At 42.3% G+C, this 16,703-nt stretch carries 13 protein-coding genes; 8 read left to right on the forward strand and 5 right to left on the reverse strand.

The annotated features are described in order from the left end of the window. From S4054249_RS21440 to S4054249_RS21450, 3 genes are read left to right on the forward strand one after another with little or no spacing between them, the layout of a single operon-like run. Positions 1–3,033 (forward strand): DEAD/DEAH box helicase family protein, encoded by a 3,033-nt coding sequence (locus S4054249_RS21440; RefSeq protein WP_046354162.1) that lies wholly within the window; start codon positions 1–3, stop codon positions 3,031–3,033. 19 nt (positions 3,034–3,052) lie between these two features. Beyond that, complete coding sequence (locus S4054249_RS21445; protein ID WP_046354161.1) at positions 3,053–3,934, forward strand: hypothetical protein; 882 nt, start codon at positions 3,053–3,055, stop codon at positions 3,932–3,934. Then, the gene (locus S4054249_RS21450; RefSeq protein WP_046354160.1) at positions 3,927–4,358 is read left to right on the forward strand and encodes a hypothetical protein; all 432 of its coding nucleotides are present in this window, start codon (positions 3,927–3,929) and stop codon (positions 4,356–4,358) included. The genes S4054249_RS21445 and S4054249_RS21450 overlap by 8 nt, the downstream gene beginning before the upstream one ends. Before the next feature lie 16 nt (positions 4,359–4,374). Here S4054249_RS21450 and S4054249_RS21455 read toward each other — a convergent pair whose 3' ends face one another. Continuing rightward, complete coding sequence (locus tag S4054249_RS21455) at positions 4,375–7,539, reverse strand: DUF3427 domain-containing protein (protein ID WP_046354159.1); 3,165 nt, start codon at positions 7,537–7,539, stop codon at positions 4,375–4,377. A gap of 226 nt (positions 7,540–7,765) precedes the next feature. On the opposite strand from S4054249_RS21455, the gene S4054249_RS27050 reads away from it, so the two are divergent. Continuing rightward, entirely contained in the window at positions 7,766–8,113 is a 348-nt protein-coding gene (locus tag S4054249_RS27050) for a UPF0149 family protein (protein ID WP_230851930.1), read from the forward strand. Continuing rightward, positions 8,076–9,011, forward strand: a complete 936-nt coding sequence (locus S4054249_RS21460; RefSeq protein ID WP_230851931.1) for a CDC27 family protein — start codon at positions 8,076–8,078, stop codon at positions 9,009–9,011. Before S4054249_RS27050 ends, S4054249_RS21460 begins: the two co-directional genes overlap by 38 nt. A 443-nt stretch (positions 9,012–9,454) precedes the next feature. On the opposite strand, the gene S4054249_RS21465 is transcribed toward S4054249_RS21460, so the two are convergent. After that, a complete protein-coding gene (locus S4054249_RS21465; RefSeq protein ID WP_046354840.1) occupies positions 9,455–9,736 on the reverse strand; it encodes a GIY-YIG nuclease family protein in 282 nt (93 codons plus the stop codon). 809 nt (positions 9,737–10,545) lie between these two features. Here S4054249_RS21465 and S4054249_RS21470 point away from each other — a divergent pair. Then, a complete protein-coding gene (locus tag S4054249_RS21470) occupies positions 10,546–10,914 on the forward strand; it encodes a hypothetical protein (protein ID WP_046354158.1) in 369 nt (122 codons plus the stop codon). A 252-nt stretch (positions 10,915–11,166) separates the two neighbouring features. Here S4054249_RS21470 and S4054249_RS26720 read toward each other — a convergent pair whose 3' ends face one another. Then, a complete protein-coding gene (locus S4054249_RS26720) occupies positions 11,167–11,319 on the reverse strand; it encodes a hypothetical protein (RefSeq protein WP_155401326.1) in 153 nt (50 codons plus the stop codon). 318 nt (positions 11,320–11,637) lie between these two features. Between S4054249_RS26720 and S4054249_RS21475 the strand changes: the two genes are divergently transcribed. Next, positions 11,638–12,756, forward strand: a complete 1,119-nt coding sequence (locus tag S4054249_RS21475; protein WP_052960823.1) for a DUF1570 domain-containing protein — start codon at positions 11,638–11,640, stop codon at positions 12,754–12,756. Between the two features lie 297 nt (positions 12,757–13,053). Here the strand turns inward: S4054249_RS21475 and S4054249_RS21485 are convergent, their stop codons facing one another. Continuing rightward, a complete protein-coding gene (locus S4054249_RS21485) occupies positions 13,054–13,359 on the reverse strand; it encodes a hypothetical protein (protein ID WP_046354156.1) in 306 nt (101 codons plus the stop codon). Between the two features lie 110 nt (positions 13,360–13,469). On the opposite strand from S4054249_RS21485, the gene S4054249_RS21490 reads away from it, so the two are divergent. Continuing rightward, positions 13,470–14,366, forward strand: a complete 897-nt coding sequence (locus tag S4054249_RS21490; protein WP_046354155.1) for a LysR substrate-binding domain-containing protein — start codon at positions 13,470–13,472, stop codon at positions 14,364–14,366. Positions 14,367–15,210: 844 nt separating this feature from the next. Here S4054249_RS21490 and dgt read toward each other — a convergent pair. Beyond that, complete coding sequence (dgt, locus tag S4054249_RS21495; RefSeq protein ID WP_046358002.1) at positions 15,211–16,656, reverse strand: dGTPase; 1,446 nt, start codon at positions 16,654–16,656, stop codon at positions 15,211–15,213. Between the last annotated feature and the right edge of the window lie 47 nt (positions 16,657–16,703).

Below are 16,703 nucleotides of genomic sequence, written 5' to 3' on the forward strand. Positions count from 1 at the left end.
GTGAATAGTTTTAACCAAGGAAGAACATTGCAAAAAAACACCCAAAAGCAGCTTTATACCGGAGGGGATGACCCGCTCCTTCCAGCGCTGTTGCAAGCCATCGAGCACGCTGATGAAATAGAGATTTCAGTCTCTTTTATTCAGCGTTCAGGGCTTAATTTACTGTTTGATGCCCTGTATACCGCGCTGAATAATGACACCAGCCTAAAACTACTTACCTCTGATTATTTAGGGTATACCTGTCCGCAGGCACTAAAAGCGCTTATATCTCTACAAAGTTTGGGGGCAGAGCTCAGGGTGTTTGAGACTAAACCTCAAGACAGCTTTCATATGAAGTCGTACATTTTCACTAAAACAAAAGGGGAAGACGGTCAGATATATGAGGGCTGCGCGTTTGTTGGCTCGAATAACATTAGCAAGGTGGCACTGACAAGCGGGCTAGAATGGGCTTTTCGGCATGACTATTTACCTATGTCACCAAACAGCAACGATGATGCCTTTTTTGAATTTAAGCGGGCGTTTGAGGCGGTTTTCAATCATCCACAAGTGACTAACCTATCTGAACAGTGGATTGAAGCGTATCAAAAACGCAGAGCTAAACCTGAATTTCGCGCTGTGAGTACAGATACCACTGAAGAATCATTTGAGGTGATCACCTTGAGGCCCGAGCAACAAGCTGCACTAGAAAAACTCACTCAAACCAGAGCCAATGGCTATAAACGCGGCCTTGTGGTACTTGCAACTGGCATGGGGAAAACTTGGCTCGCGGCACTGGATGTACAGCAGGTAAAAGCTAAAAAAACCTTGTTTGTTGCGCATCGTGACGAGATCCTCACACAAGCCGCTAAAACCTTTACTCAGCTACTTGGCTGCACAGTTGGTTTTTACAACGCGAAGTGTAAAAACACTGAGCCAGATTGCTTGTTTGCATCAGTTCAAACACTCGGTAAAGCCAGTAATTTAGAAAACTTCTCGGCGGCGCATTTTGATTACATCATCATCGATGAATTTCATCATGCGAGCAGTAAAATGTACCGCAATGTTTTGTCGTATTTTACCCCGCAGTTTTTGCTGGGCTTAACCGCGACACCAGAGCGCACCGACCAAGCGGATATTTTGGGCTTGTGTGACAATAACCTCGTGTATGAGCGTAACATGGTGCAGGGCATCGATGCGGAAACGCTTGCGCCATTCCATTACTACGGTATTTGGGATGAAAGCGTAGACTACACCGCCATACCATGGCGAAATGGCAAGTTTGACCCAAAAAGCTTAGATAATCATTTTGCCACAGAGCAAAGAGCCAAGCACGCACTACAGCACTACAACAAGCTGGCACAAACGCGCACGCTGGCGTTTTGTATTTCCAGAGTGCATGCCGATCATATGGCAGAGTACTTTAATCAGGCGGGGATCTGCGCAGCGTCCGTACACGGTGACTCAAAGATAAAACGTTGTGAAGCGCTTGCTCAGTTAGAGTCGGGCAAGTTACAGGTGATATTTAGTGTTGATTTATTCAACGAGGGCACAGATATTCCGAGCATTGATACCGTGATGATGCTCAGACCCAGCGAGTCTAAAATTTTGTTTTTGCAGCAGCTTGGCAGAGGGCTCAGGCAATGCTCAGATAAAACCCATTTAGTGGTGATGGATTTTATTGGTAATCACCATAGCTTTTTAAACAAACCCTATGCCTTGCTTGGCGCACATTCACCGAGAGAATTGGCGACAAAACTAAAGCACAATGAGCAGAACAGCACATTACCCGATGGCTGTTTTATTAATTACGATTTGGCCATTACTGACTTTTGGCAAAAGCTTGCTAAAGCGCAGCGCACCACAGCACTTGAAGACTATCAAAATCTTGCCGAACTACTCGGTCATTGCCCCAGTGCTAGCGAGTTTTTTCATGAATATGGCGATATTAAAAAAGCCAAACAGCAGGGCAGTTGGTTTGAGCTGGTAGCAAACGCAGGGCTCAGCAAAACCATTACCTCAAAGTGGCTCGAGCCTTTCCAAGCATTCTTACATAAAGGCATTGAACAAACGCCCATGACTAAATGCTTTAAAGCTATTTTGCTGGAAGCGTTTGTTGTATTGGACGGGGTTTCAAATCCCCCCAGTTTAAAGGCTTTGTCCGATAAAAGTTATGATGTGTTGATGCACTACCCACAGCTGCGTGCTTTAGACATTGCAAAAAAAGATCAAAGTAAAACCAAAGGCAGTGCAGCTTGGTTTAAGTATTGGTTCATCAATCCGATAAATGCATTTACCGACATTGCCAAACCTGTGCACAAGCGCAAAGAGCATCATTGGTTTGTGGTTGAGCAACGTGCAAATACACCCATTGAGGAGGCGCTATTTAAGCTCAACATCGAGGTTAATGAGCAAGATGTAGCACAGCTTTATGACTGCATACTTGAGCTAAGCCAATATCGACTAGCTAATTATCTCAAAAGTAAAAGTGATAAGTTAGCCGCATTGGAACAGCAGCAAGCTAATAGCACCAGTCATCAAGAGGTTGAGGGTAAAAACGACAGCCCAATAGGCGGTGAATTAACCTCAGTGGATAGTACCCCACCTCACGATAATTCAGCGGATGAAGCCGATATTGTTCAGCTGCCCTATTTCCCAAATTTAAAAATCGCGTGCGGTCATTTTAAAACGGGCGATACCAGTGATATGACAACCCTACCAGCCCCTGACGGCTGCGGTAAAGTCGACCCACAAAAACACTTCTTGGCGCACGCCAGCGGCAATTCCATGAACGGCGGAAAGCACCCTATTTTAGACGGTGATCTACTCCTACTTGAGCGCATCACACCCGATAACGCAGGCTCGATCACCAATACCACCATCGCCATAGAGCGCTTTGATAGCGCTGGCGATGAGCAATTTTTATTACGCGATGTACAAAAACAGATAAATGCGCAAGGTGAAGTAACTTACCTACTCGTGGCAAGAAACCCAGAGTATGCAGTCATGGAAGCCAGTGATGAGTTTGTGACGTTTGCGCGATTGAGACAGTTGTAATTTTTATACGAGGTGTTTTATGAGTGTTGAAGAAATAGAGTTTAAAGATATTTGTATTAAAATTGACTTTGAGCATAACTCCCATCATCCGCAAAGAGTTTTTGATTCAATGAGTCATTTGATTTCTTCGATTGAGTTGTTCCATTTATGTTTTCTAAACTCTGTTGCGGTGGAAACACAGTCAGAGTTTTTACTGTCTAATGTTAAAGAGGGTTCTCTAGAATCTTGGTTATCTTTAAGAATCAAAGGAGATGTTACCAGTGATAAGAAGAGGCGTTTGGCAGACTATTTAAATAGGTGCACCGAGTTAGTTTTGGAGTTTATTTATGATAAAGAAACTATAAAAAGCATCGACGAAATAGACTCGCTGGAGCAAAGTATTTCGAGTATGGCGCATGAAATGGATTTAGAAGAATTTCCAAACGTATTCTCTCTGGATAAGCACAGATTACTTAAAGGTTACTCAGAGATAGGAAAGGCAACTAATTCGCTTAATACTATCGACGAGGCCTATTTAAAAAGCCACACGACGATTAAAAAAATCAACAAAAACTTTTACCTCTCGGACGAAGAGCTTCAATCGCTTGTTGTTGATCGTATTGAAGAGGCTAGCTCTACAGAAACTTTAATCGTCAAAAAGCCTGATTTACTTGGCAATTCTATGTGGGATTTTATGAAAGACAAGAGGTCTATTTCAGCTAAACTTCTCGATCCGACTTGGTTAAATAAGTTTCACCAGAGAAGAGTGATTATAGCTCCTGGGGATGCTCTGTATTGTGATCTTTTAACATTAATTTTCTACGATAAAAAAGGTGAAATAATTGATGTTAAGTATCAGATATCGAGAGTTCATCATAAAGTTGACCTGAACTTTCAACAGTTAGAGTTAGATAATGAATAGTAATAATCATATAGATGCTTGGGTAATTATACTTACTGAGTATCTATTTATCTTGTTACCGTTTATCGTTATAGGAATAGTCAAAACTTACTCCGCAGACTTTCGTGGCTTTATAGAGGCACCAGATTGGAGTTTTGCAGCTTCAATTCTATTTGGACAATTGCTAGTCAAGCTAGTTTCAGGCTCACTGATTCATCAAAAAGTAATTTGGCAGAGAGTATCATTGTTGATAGCTCTCATTTTGGTTTTTGGTCTGATACCTTCACTCACTACACTCACTTTGATTTTAATTAGTGAAGGTAAATCTAGCTTTGTAATCTATGCACAGGTGTTTCTTTTTGTAGTGGCTTCAATTTTATTCTTTATTTTAGGAAGTGCAGCTCAGTCCATGATAGAAAACTCTGAAAAGAAAAAACCGAAGTAGTCTACCTTATGCCGTGCTATCCAACTGCTAACTTCCCAGCCTCATGCCATAACTCACTTGGCATGGGGTGAAGCAAGTCCCACGTAATATTCATTGGCTGGCTGCCTGTATGCGTCACATACTGCACCTCACCGAAATTGACGAAGCCCATAGTGCGACCGTTTTCGTCTTTGTTTTGCTCTCGTACAAATAAGTAGATGCGCTTGCCAGTTTTTTGGTGGGCAATATAGCTCAAGCCTTTACCTCGCTCCGGCCTTGCGCTGTTTTGTGACTGCCAATGAAAGCGGGTGGGGCTGATGGCAAAGTCTTTGTATAGTGTGGTTGGGGAATAGGTTTTCTCGCATTTAGTGAGGGTCACAAATAACAGCTCGATATTGTGGCTTTTGAGTTCTAACACGCCTTCACGTGCAGGGGATTTTTTCTCAAAGGTGCTTGCGCCAATCGCTGCGAGTATCTGCTCTCGGGAATATCGGCTATGTAACTGTAAGGCTGTGTTTGGTAAGCCCGACAGTGATTGCTCTTGGTGATGAATACGGTTTATTAAAATGTTAAGCACGTCGCTGAGCTCAGCTTGTAGTTGCTTATTGGCAAGTGCTTTTAAGCTGGTGGTAATGTCTTGGTGTCCTGTTTGCTTACCTGATTTTTCCCAAAAATTATAGTGTGTCATTAAAGCAAAGGTAGTGCTGTTTGGCATGCTCGTAAGCTTAGTAAAATCAAAATTGTGTTTACATAAAGACTGTAAAAACTGCAAGTAACTGAGTGAGTTGCATGTAATTAATTGGGTATTGATAGCGCGATAATAGGCTTGTATTTGAGCTTGTTCAAGCTCCGTCGTTGAGGCATTTTGATTGGTGAGCCAATGCCATCCACCTGATTTACCTAGAGAGAGCTTATATACATCTTCTAAAGTCACACTTGGGTTAACTTGTAAGAAGTTAGCGAGTGTGAGCGGTAAGTTGGTGTCTTGATGGTATCGGTTGAGCAGTGCTTGTAGTCGACGCTTGTTGTTTATGGCACCTTTAATATTTTTAAGAATGATATCTTTACTTTGTTTTTGTAACTCAATGCGACAACCTAAAGGCAGATGTGCAAACCCGCTTTCAATCTCTTGGCTGATTGACGTATTGGTTTTACCGATCAGCGCTCTAAACTTGCTGGCAAAGTCATATTCAGGTCGTGCATTACCCACAAAGTCCAAAACGGTACAGCATTCTTTGTCGTGAGTTAAGCGCAGACCACGGCCAAGCTGTTGCAAAAATAAAGTTAAGCTTTCTGTTGGACGTAAAAATAGTAGGGTGTCGACCTCTGGAATATCCACGCCTTCGTTAAAAATATCTACCACACACAATATTTGAATATCGCCTTGTCTGAGGGCTTGCTGTTTATCGTGTCTGTCATTGGCATTGTCACTGGTCAATACATCACTGCTAATGCCTTTTAAGTTAAATTGCTCGGCCATAAATATGGCATGTTGCTTACTAACACAAAATGCCAATGCCTTGATGGCGTGCACGTTCGCGACGATATCCGCTAGGCTTTGCATGATTTTTAAGGCGCGATGGTCGTTTTGCGTGAATACGTGTGTAAGCGCACCAACATCGTAACGGCCACGTTGCCAAGAAACCCGGCTAAGGTCGGTGTCATCATCAATGGCAAAATATTGAAATGGGATCAAATAGCGATTGTTTATGGCTTCTGGTAATCGTAGCTCTGCGGCGATGACATCATCAAAATCACCTAGAATGTTGCCACCATCTTGTCTTTCGGGTGTTGCAGTCAAACCGAGTAAGATTCTGGGTGCAAAATGATTGATCACACCTCGGTAGCTGTTTGCTGCGATATGGTGTACTTCATCAATGACAATGTAATCATAAAAGTCGGCAGTGAGGTTAAGTGACTCTAATTGATTATTGAGCGTTTGGATTGACGCAAATAGGTGGTTAAAGCTACTTGGCTTGTGTCCTCCGACCCACAGCTCACCAAATTGGTTGTTTTTGAGCACAGCACGATATGCTGAGCGCGCTTGTTTTAGGATCTCTTCTCGATGGGCCACAAAGAGTAATTTGGCTTGTGGGTTTTGCTTTAAAAATCGTGCAAAGTCGAACGCGGAGATCAAGGTTTTCCCAGTACCTGTGGCTGCAACGACTAGGTTTTTATATCGACCATGTACGCTTCGCTCAGCATTGAGCTTTTCAAGCATGGCTTTTTGATGCGGTTTTGGCTGAATATCTAAATAAAAGTGTGAGGTATCAGTTTGTTGATTTTTTGCGACATTGAGCGCCTGCGTTAATTTGTTTTGGCAAGGCACTTTACCTGTGTAGCGTTCAAATTCATCAGACTCCCAATAGGTTTCAAACGTGCTCAACGCTTTTTGAATAATATGTGGGATCTCTTGATTAGTGACTTTTAAGTTCCACTCCAAGCCGTTAGACAATGCGGCTTTTGATAAATTGGATGAGCCAATATAGCCGGTGTGAAAACCGTTATCTCGCAAAAATAAATAGGATTTGGCATGTAGGCGTTGGCTATCATTGTTGTAGCTGATTTTTACTTGGGTGTTTGGCAAGCTGGCTAAAAAGTCGATGGCTCTTTGCTCAGTCGCCCCCATGTATGACGTGGTGATTACTTTTAACTGTTTGCCGCTTTCAACATATCGCTTTAGTTCTTCTTTAAAAATGCGCAGGCCTGTCCAGCGTATAAATGACACCAACCAGTAAATGGTGTCGCTGGATAAGATTTCTCTTTTGATTTCGCTCTCAAGAGATATACCTGCGTTTGCTCCTGAAAATAACTCGCTTTGGCTCAGTCCCGTTTGTGGAAATATGTCTTTGCTATAGCTTGGTAGGTCACTCGAAATAGGGTTTTGCTTGTCAAACAATGCCGTTAGGATACGACCTTGCGAATCAATGAGATTTTCGCTGATCAATTGTTCGTCTTTAATGTGATCTTTTAACCAAAATACCAGTTTGTTGGCCAGCTCAATTTGCTTGGTTATGCGGTTGTCATCACTATTTGGGATAGCATCAATGGCATGGGCGACCAGTTTTGAGAGAAAGCGTGATAGCCACACAGAGGCTTCGCTTGATTCAAGCTGACGTTCACCAATATAAAACTGTTCGCGGTTTAAGTTTTGCTCTACCACTTGGGTAATAAGCTGCTCATAAATGCCAATTTGCTGCACGGCCAAATCCTGTTGTTTTTGTTCTAACTAATTGATAGCGCTGTTATCTTATCTTTTTTTGATGTGTTGGACCAGGAGAGTACACAAATATGCGCTATTCATTACTATGCAAAATAATGATAACGAGAGGATGCGCCAGTGAGGCATTGCGTATCAATGGGTAACAGAGTAACGTAAAGCTTTAATTTTATATCTAATTTATAAGGGACTTCAATTGATACACTCAATGGCCCGAAAAACTATCTTAGCTTTTTCACAAAATACCCCCCACCAGCCTGATTATAACTACATTGAAGGGTTTTTGGTCGGACTTGCAACCCTAGGCACTGAGGTTCGGGTTGATAAGTGGTTAGTTAATATATTTGGGGACTACCAATCGATCGAGAGGTGCCAACTGCAAGCCTTAATGGATCTGAGTGAGCAAAGTCAGGTGACTGTAGCTGAAGCAACGTATAAGTTACCAAAGCAGTGTGTGCTATCAAAAAGTGATATGGCAAAGTCCCTAGATGAAGGTGCGCCCTTACCTAAGTTTTGTAATGGCTTTATTAGCTGGCCTGAGTACTGTATTAAATGATTCAAATTTACCTGCCGCGCACAAAGAGGCGATCGCTAACACACAAGCTTTATTTGCTGGGTTTACTAGTTTTGACAGGGCAAAGTTGACGTTTTCTTACTCTGAACCGACTCGATCTTTTGAGCAAGAAGCTTTGCAAGCAAAAAGGAGACTGGCTTCGACCATACATGATCTTTCCGATATGTTAAGTATGTCGCCGTTTGATTTTGATGCCTTTGCTGATTCAGAATTTGAGGGCTTTGATTACAATGAGTTTAGTGACGAAGTGCTAGATGCTAAAGATGATGCAGTGCGGTTATTGCTTCAGCTTGATGATGCTAACGATCTGCACTTATTTGATGAATTTCTTAATGTAGAAGAGCAAACTTTTATAACACCTGCGTTCAAACAACAAAATGAAGGGCACTTCTGGCTTATTCATGAGACTCGGCCTTATATGGCTGTGCGTTTTCACAAAGCAAGGCTACTGTTTGAAGGCAATCAGTTCCAAAAAGCATGCACTGAGTTAGAAGAATTATTAAAGCTTAACCCGAATGATAATCAAGCCTGCCGTTATTTGTACGCAAATTGCTTAGTCATGCTTAAACAATGGGATAAGTTAACGGTGTTGTTGAGCGAATATGAGGAAGGCGGGATTTTCATGAAGTCAGCCGAAGCTTTGATGCTATTTGCTTTAGAAGGAGAGTCTGCTGAGGTAAATGTAATTAAACAAGATTTGATTAATGCAAACAAACATTTTGTAAAAATTTTAACAGGACAAGAAAAAGTCAAACTTCCTGATGTGTTAGGTTACACACTTGGCTCTAAAGATGAAGTCATCACTTATATTGAAATGGGCGGGAAGAAAGCATGGCTAAGTGTTGAGGGGAGCTTATTTTGGTTACGACAAAAAAAGTAAGGCTGTGTTGTCGGTTGTAGAGCTGAACAAAACTGTGTTTGCAGATTTTAAAGATTAGCACTTTTTCTCGTTGCGGGCTTGCCCCGCAATCCATGTTTGAGAGGGCTATGGACCCTGAAGCGAGTTCAGGGTGATGTTGTGGGTTTAAACAAGTTGCACTTTCTTACCTAAGTCGTTGCGGGCTTGTTCCGCAATCTATGTTTGAGAGGGTTATGGGCCCTGAAGCGAGTTCAGGGTGACGGGGTTTGGTTTAGTGTTTTTGGTTTTAGTGAGTTGCTGCATGTTTAGATTGTGTAACAATCAGTGCTTTACTCACCCTCGTCGTTGCGGGCTTGTTCCGCAATCTATGTTTGAGAGGGTTATGGGCCCTGAAGCGAGTTCAGGGTGACGGGGTTGGGGGGAGTGTTGTTGGTGTTAGTGAATAGAAAGTGAAATACTGCCGGTTATATTTTGTGATATAGGTCTTGCCACTTAGGGTTAAACGACTCGATCAATTGAATTTTCCATGCTCTTTTCCAGTTTTTAAGTTGCTTTTCGCGTTCGATGGCTGTTGTGATTGAATCGTAGCATTCAAAATACACCAAATGATGCACATTGTATTGGCTCGTAAAACTCTTGGTTAAGTTATGTTTATGCTGATATACACGCGTTTTTAAATCCTTTGTCACTCCAATATAAATGGTTCCATATGGTTTAGATGCAAGTATGTATACACTTGGTTGCATATTTCGCTCCTTGAAAATATTGAGCATACTTGTTTGTGTGTATAAATTTCTTTCTATTTGAATGAGAAATGGGCCCTGAAGCGAGTTCAGGGTGACGGGGTTTGGTTTAGTGTTTTTGGTTTTAGTGAGTTGCTGCATGTTTAGATTGTGTAACAATCAGTGCTTTACTCACCCTCGTCGTTGCGGGCTTGCCCCGCAATCCATGTTTGAGAGGGTTATGGGCCCTGAAGCGAGTTCAGGGTGACGGGGTTGGGGGTAGTGTTGTTGGTTTTAGTGAATTGCTTCTATTTGGCTGTACTTAGAGAGTTTAAAGAATCGGCGCTTTACTCACCCTCGTCGTTGCGGGCTTGTTCCGCAATCTATGTTTGAGGGGGTTATGGACCCTGAAGCGAGTTCAGGGTGACGGGGTTGGGGGTAGTGTTGTTGGTTTTAGTAAATTGCTGATTGCTTGCTTGGGCTCAGAGAGTTTAAACAAGCTGCGCTTAGCTCACCCACGTCGTTGCGGGCTTGACCCGCAATCTATGTTTGAGGGAGTTATGGACCCTGAAGCGAGTTCAGGGTGACGGGGTTGGGGGAGTGTTGTTGATTTTAATAAATTGTTGCTTGCTTGGGCTCAGAGAGTTTAAACAAGCTGCGCTTAGCTCACCTTCGTCGTTGCGGGCTTGTTCCGCAATCCATGTTTGATTACTTATCATATGCGCACGCTCAGATTTAAGGCTATAGTTATGAAAAGTAGCCTGACCGCTATAATTTTAACGCTATAACATATGTTTAGGTTGGTGCTAGCTAAGATATCATGCGAGTATGCTATGAATTTAATCCTGCGTTTTGGTCTTTCTATTCTTATCGTGATTGCTGCTTTTATTGTCTCGGCAACGTTGGCGGGTGTATTCGCTGAAGCGATTGGCATTTGGAAAAAGCCAACAATTGGGTCAGTGGCGGCAGTTTGTGTGGTGCTGAGCGGTTATGCGTCGGCGCCTAAGTATAAGTTGGCTTGGGCTGCGCTATGGTTATTTGTTGGGGCTGTTGCTGCATGGGGGTTGTCTAATGCATTTATGTACGCTGAAGATGCAGGGACTCAGGCTCCGCTAATAATCACGTATGCAAGTGGTGTGTTTAGCTTGATGGTCTGTCGAGTTTGGCATAAAAGAAATTCACATCGAATATCAACGAAATGAGTATTTGCAGTGAATCAAGTGTTATTGCTATGAGTTTGTTATCGTCAATGCTGTAGTGAGTATTTAAGCCTTATTAAAATATAATCTAACTGGAAGATTTTCTTCTCTTTAAATTACGAAGCCTTATCGTTATTGGTGGTATTTTAGAATTTAATCAAATTATTAAATGAGGTGCTGCGAAGAGATATACAAGAAAAAAGAGGTTTAAAAGGCCAAGCATGAACTACTTAGCCTTAATACATAGCCTTAAAACTATACTATAATAGGGCAAGTGTCACATGAAGCACCCACAATAGTCTGATTTTTGTAACTACCACCAGCTACTTGAGGTGTCGCTTCTGCTGGGAATGCGACTTTATTTTTTGATAGTTGCTTTAATGGCTTCTTATTTAATTTAACTTTCATTTTTAACTCCTTTATTAATGTTTTTATTGTAGCCATACAAAAGTAACAAAAGTTCACAAAGCGTTCAATAGGTTAATTCTCTGATTGCGAAAAAGATAAAGGCAACCTCTTGGTTACATTTGGTCTGTTTTATTCTTCATCACCCACTTAATTCAAATACCGCCCATGGGTTTATTTGCTTTGTGAACATAGTGTAACTTCGATATTTATGATTATGTAAAGCTCAGGAACAAGAATGAGCCCGTAGCATTGAGAGATTAAATAATTTAACATCAGGAGAGCATGTAATCATAAAATCTAAAGGAATGACTAAATAATATGAACACATGGATGGGTGCTATTTCAATGGCTTGTGTTATTAGTTTGTCTGTATTCTTGTACTTATTTTTCGATGGTCGTCAATTTTGGTTTTCTGACTTACTTTCAAATGCATCACAAGACACCGTCGTAGATAGCTCTGTGCAAACTAAAAAAACGGATCAAACGCAAGCCACCAATACTAAACCTCACAAAAAGCCCTATAGAACAGTGGAGCATTTAGACGCTTTAAGGCATTTTGGTTTATGTCAAACCCATGTCGGGACTAAAGTAAAGTATCGATTAGAGAATGGGATTTATACTTGGGTAGATAGCAAAGGGATTCGAAACTATTCTGATAAAAAGCCCAGCCAAGGCGCTGAGACCTATCAGCCTCGCAGTGGCCGTACACTTGATTATTTTGAGTTAGAAATATCAGGTGAGGCCATATCAAATCAATTTAGAAATAAACTTAAGACTAAACTCAAGTCTGTTTTTAGGGGTTATACCAGTATTTTGGGGTTAAGCGCAATGCGTAAAGTCAAGCTCAAAATTGTTGTGTTGCCTTCAAGAGCCGCCTATGAGCGCACTGTAAAAAGCTTTGGTGGAGACCCTTCTGGTAATGTTGGGGTTTATTTTGGTATCAGAAATACCGCTTTATTAGAGCAGCGCTCTTATCAACAAACCATGCGAACAGCTATCCATGAAGCTGTACATGCGATTAACCAAGCTGTGATTGGCTTTTCACCGAGGTGGCTAAATGAGGGACTGGCGGAGTACTTTGAGTCGATAGATGTGTCTATGCAAGTTGGTAAGGTTTCATCTTTTGAGCATGTATCACGCAAGGGGTTTTTACAAGGTCAGGTTATGAGTCCACTGCAATTATTTGGGGCAGAAGCACAATGGCGCGCATTTAAGCCAGATATATTGTATCGGAGCAGTTGGGCATTTATGCACTTTTTGATGTCTTCAGATAAAGGAAGAATGGGCTTAAAACAGCTGATGCTGCTTGAGCAGTCAGAGCCTTGCAGCTCACTAGGTAGCGATAAAGTTCTCTCTGTTTTTACCAATCATTATCCAGCACTTGGCCAAACGTTTTTGTCGTTTATCAGTCGTGGAATAAAGCCTCACCGACTTTGATGCCAAAATTGTGGCCAGCAGAGACATGGCTTTGTGTATTATTCGCGCTGTGTTTATTTTCAGGTGCCTGATATGTATTGCTTTTAGCTTCTTTGCTTGAGGTGTCAGCCGTACTTAAAGCCAAGTATAGATCTCGTATAGTCTGAAAATGCCTTTGTAGTATCGATTTGCGGTGGTCCGGCTCATATATGTTGCTCGATTTAAATGCGATGAGCCGAAAGCATGGCTGCACCATTGAGCTTTCATTAAAAAACAAAAGTTTTTGGTGCAGTGTTATGGATTAAATGCGGTGATGTTTTAGAGCAAACTCAAGATATGTTTAGCACGCTCCCTTTCTAGGCAGCTTTTCACCGGCTGTTTACCAAACTCATCAGAGGCGACTTCTACCTGCTTGCTTTCATGCAAACTCCCTTCATCGTACACCTTAATACGACAAGTGGTTTTATTTTGTTCTTGAGAATAAAGTAGTTCTACTTTTTCAGCTTTCATAATTAAGTTTTTATAGGGGTAACCTGCGTCAGTAAATATCTTTTCTGTATTTAACTGAGTAGCTGCCGACGTAAATGTCACCAACGGAAATGCTAATATAATTGCGTATTTCACGATAAAGACTCCCTTTGTCTTTGATATTCACATTAAGTATTGAGTGCATTCATAAAACTGACAAACGAGAATTTATGAACCATAGTTAAGATTTTCTTAAGTATAAAGTGATGAAAACACCACCATTTAAAGGGCTTTGGTACTTTAAAACAGCAGCGCAGTTAGGGAGTTTTAAACAAGCCGCAGAAGCGCTGTTTGTCACTCAGGCTGCGGTGAGTCAGCAGATCCGAATTTTAGAGCATCAGCTGGGTTGTACACTGTTTGAGCGGCAAACAAGAAAAGTGTCATTAACGCAGCAAGGTCAAGAGCTGCTACCATATTTGCAAACTGGGTTTGGCCAAATTGAAACGGGTTTGTCCGCCCTGAAGTCAGATCCCAACCCCAATACAATTCACCTTTCAGTATTACCGTCGTTTGCAACCTGTTGGTTGTTGCCACGGCTGACAAGTTTTAATAGTGCGCTGCCTGACTATCAGCTTCGTATAGATCCAACGGAGCAACTTGCAGACTTTAACCGGGAAGATATAGACATAGGGATCCGGTTTGGTTTAGGTGACTACCCGGGGTTAAAAAGTGAGTTAATAGCCCAAGATGAGCTTGTGATAGCGTATCGCCCAGGTGTAATTAATCCGAGTAAACCTTTGCGACCGCAATTAACTCAACTCAACTTCATTTATGATGAAGGGCGAGATAATGAGGTTGCTTGGCGGAATTTAAGTACTCAACTTGGCCTTAAAGGCCACACTTTGAGCAACCTTAAAATTGATAATGCAGCGCTCGTGCAACAAGCGACCGTTGCTGGGCAGGGGTTTTCTTTATTGCGTAAGCGCATGGTTGCACAGTCTGTTGAAATGGGCCAGTTAGAGATACACCCTGAGTTTGCGTGGCAGTGTGAATATAGCTATCACTTAGTTGCGCCTGAAAGCCATTTTGCTTGGCCAAAGGTACAAGCTTTTAGAAATTGGATTGTTTCTGAACTGAACGGTATGACACTAAACCAAAGCTAGGTTTATAAAGAAGCTGCGCTCTACTTACTCTCGTCGTTGCGGGTTTGTCCCGCAATCTATGTTGAGGGGGTTATGGACTCTGAAGCGAGTTCAGGGTGACGGGCTACACCTACGTCGTTGTGGGTTTGTTTCGCAATCCATATTTGAGAGGGTTATGGGCCCTGAAGCGAGTTCAGGGTGACGGGCTACACCTGCGTCGTTGCGGGTTTGTTTCGCAATCCATATTTGAGAGGGTTATGGGCCCTGAAGCGAGCTCAGGGTGACGGGCTACACCTGCGTCGTTGCGGGCTTGCCCCGCAATCCATATTTGAGAGGGTTATGGGCCCTGAAGCGAGTTCAGGGTGACGGGCTACACCTACGTCGATGCGGGCTTGCCCCGCAATCTATGTTTGATAGGGTTATGAGCCCTGAAGCGAGTTCAGGGTGACGGGCTACACCTACGTTGTTGCGGGCTTGCCCCGCAATCCATATTTGAGAGGGGTATGGGCCCTGAAGCGAGTTCAGGGTGACGGGCTACACCTACGTCGTTGCGGGCTTGTTCCGTAACCCATATTTGAGAGGGTTATGAGCCCTGAAGCGAGTTCAGGGTGACGGGCTACACCTACGTTGTTGCGGGCTTGCCCCGCAATCCATATTTGAGAGGGTTACGGGCCCTGAAGCGAGTTCAGGGTGACGGGCTACACCTACGTCGTTGCGGGCTTGTTCCGTAATCCATATTTGAGAGGGTTATGAGCCCTGAAGCGAGTTCAGGGTGACGGGCTACACCTGCGTCGTTGCGGGTGTGTTCCGCAATCCATTTTGATTATGCATAAGCACTAGATGAAGTGCATTAAATCTAACCTGTTTAATCAGCAACCAACAAGGTTCGATATGTGTCGTATGCAAGCTGATCTGTCATGCCACTGATATAATCTTGAATAAGTCTACAACGATAATAAAACTCGTAAATAGGCTGGTTTTGCTGTTCTAAACGCAGCTCTGCAATGGCTTTTTGATAGACCGAAATGTATTGACCGGGTATGCGCTTAAGTAACCTTACTTCAATGGGGTAATTATGACTATGTTCAATGATACCTTTAAACGCTTTTTCAGAGACATCCAGTAAGCGGCGGTATTCATTTAAAATCCCAAAGGTGATTTTATAGCCTTGTAGCTCCAATTCTTCTACTTCTGGGTGACAAAAAACATGTTTTAAAGCGACTTGCTTTAACGAACGAGTAATCGCATGTTGGTAGCTGTTGTCTTCCAACAATGCCTGATTAAAGCTGCCTTCAAAGATTTCATCTATATTTTGAATGAAGCGCTCAGTCGCATGCTTTACTAGCGGGTGAATGAGTTCGACTCGTAAATAGATAAAAAACTCAGTGCTTAAATTGGCAGGATTTTGATTCGCTCTTTTGAGGGCTCTGTCACAAGCTTGGTCTATCAGATCATCATGATGAATCAATTGCAAGCTTTTGAGTTGACGACGATACTCTTGCTTTAAAAGTTCAATCACTTGCGCAACATTGAGAAAGTTTTTAACTACAGCATCTTCGATATCTGCTAAGCAATAGGCGATGTCGTCAGCGGCTTCCATTATGTATGCTGCTAAATGACGATTGCCTAAAGGGATTTCTAATTTGTCACACAGCTGTTTTACGATGGGTTGTTCACTAAAATAATAGCCAACCTTTTTCTTTAAATAGCAATTTTTATTACTGCTCGGCTTAGCTGAGGTGCCACAGCGTGTGTATTTTAGAATTGCGGCAATTTGAGAGTAAGTTAAATTCAAATTAGCTAAAGTGGTCACAATACGAATAGCTTGCGCATTACCTTCGAAATTGCATAAGTCTAAAATTAACTTTTCTTGCAGGGGGGAGGGGGATTGTGTGTGGTTAAACACTTCGTGGGACTTAAAGTATCTTTTAAACCAGTCGTTGATAGCGGCTTCGCCAAAATGACCAAATGCGGGGTTTCCTATATCGTGCATCAGGCAAGCCATCTCTACCAAGCTCACCAAAGCATTAGCCACTTCTATTGATAGAGAGCACTGTATATCATTTCTGGTGTTTAACTCTTTTACAATTGATTGCGCAATAAAGCGTCCATTTTGCTGTACTTCAAGAGAGTGCGTAAGGCGAGATCTTACCGCTGCATTTCGCTCAAGTGGAAATACTTGTGTTTTTTGTTGCAAGCGCCTTAGTGCTGAACAATTAATAATGCGCCCCCTATCGCTTTCAATGCTAATAGAGAGGTCTTGTTGCTCTTTATATGCACGCATTGCATTTATTCTTTTCTTAAAATCCATTTAGTGACTCCCTATCCACATGATGAACCTCATTGTAAACAGTTTGT

Origin of the sequence: Pseudoalteromonas luteoviolacea, assembly GCF_001750165.1 — a bacterium.
Classification (GTDB): domain Bacteria; phylum Pseudomonadota; class Gammaproteobacteria; order Enterobacterales; family Alteromonadaceae; genus Pseudoalteromonas; species Pseudoalteromonas luteoviolacea_G.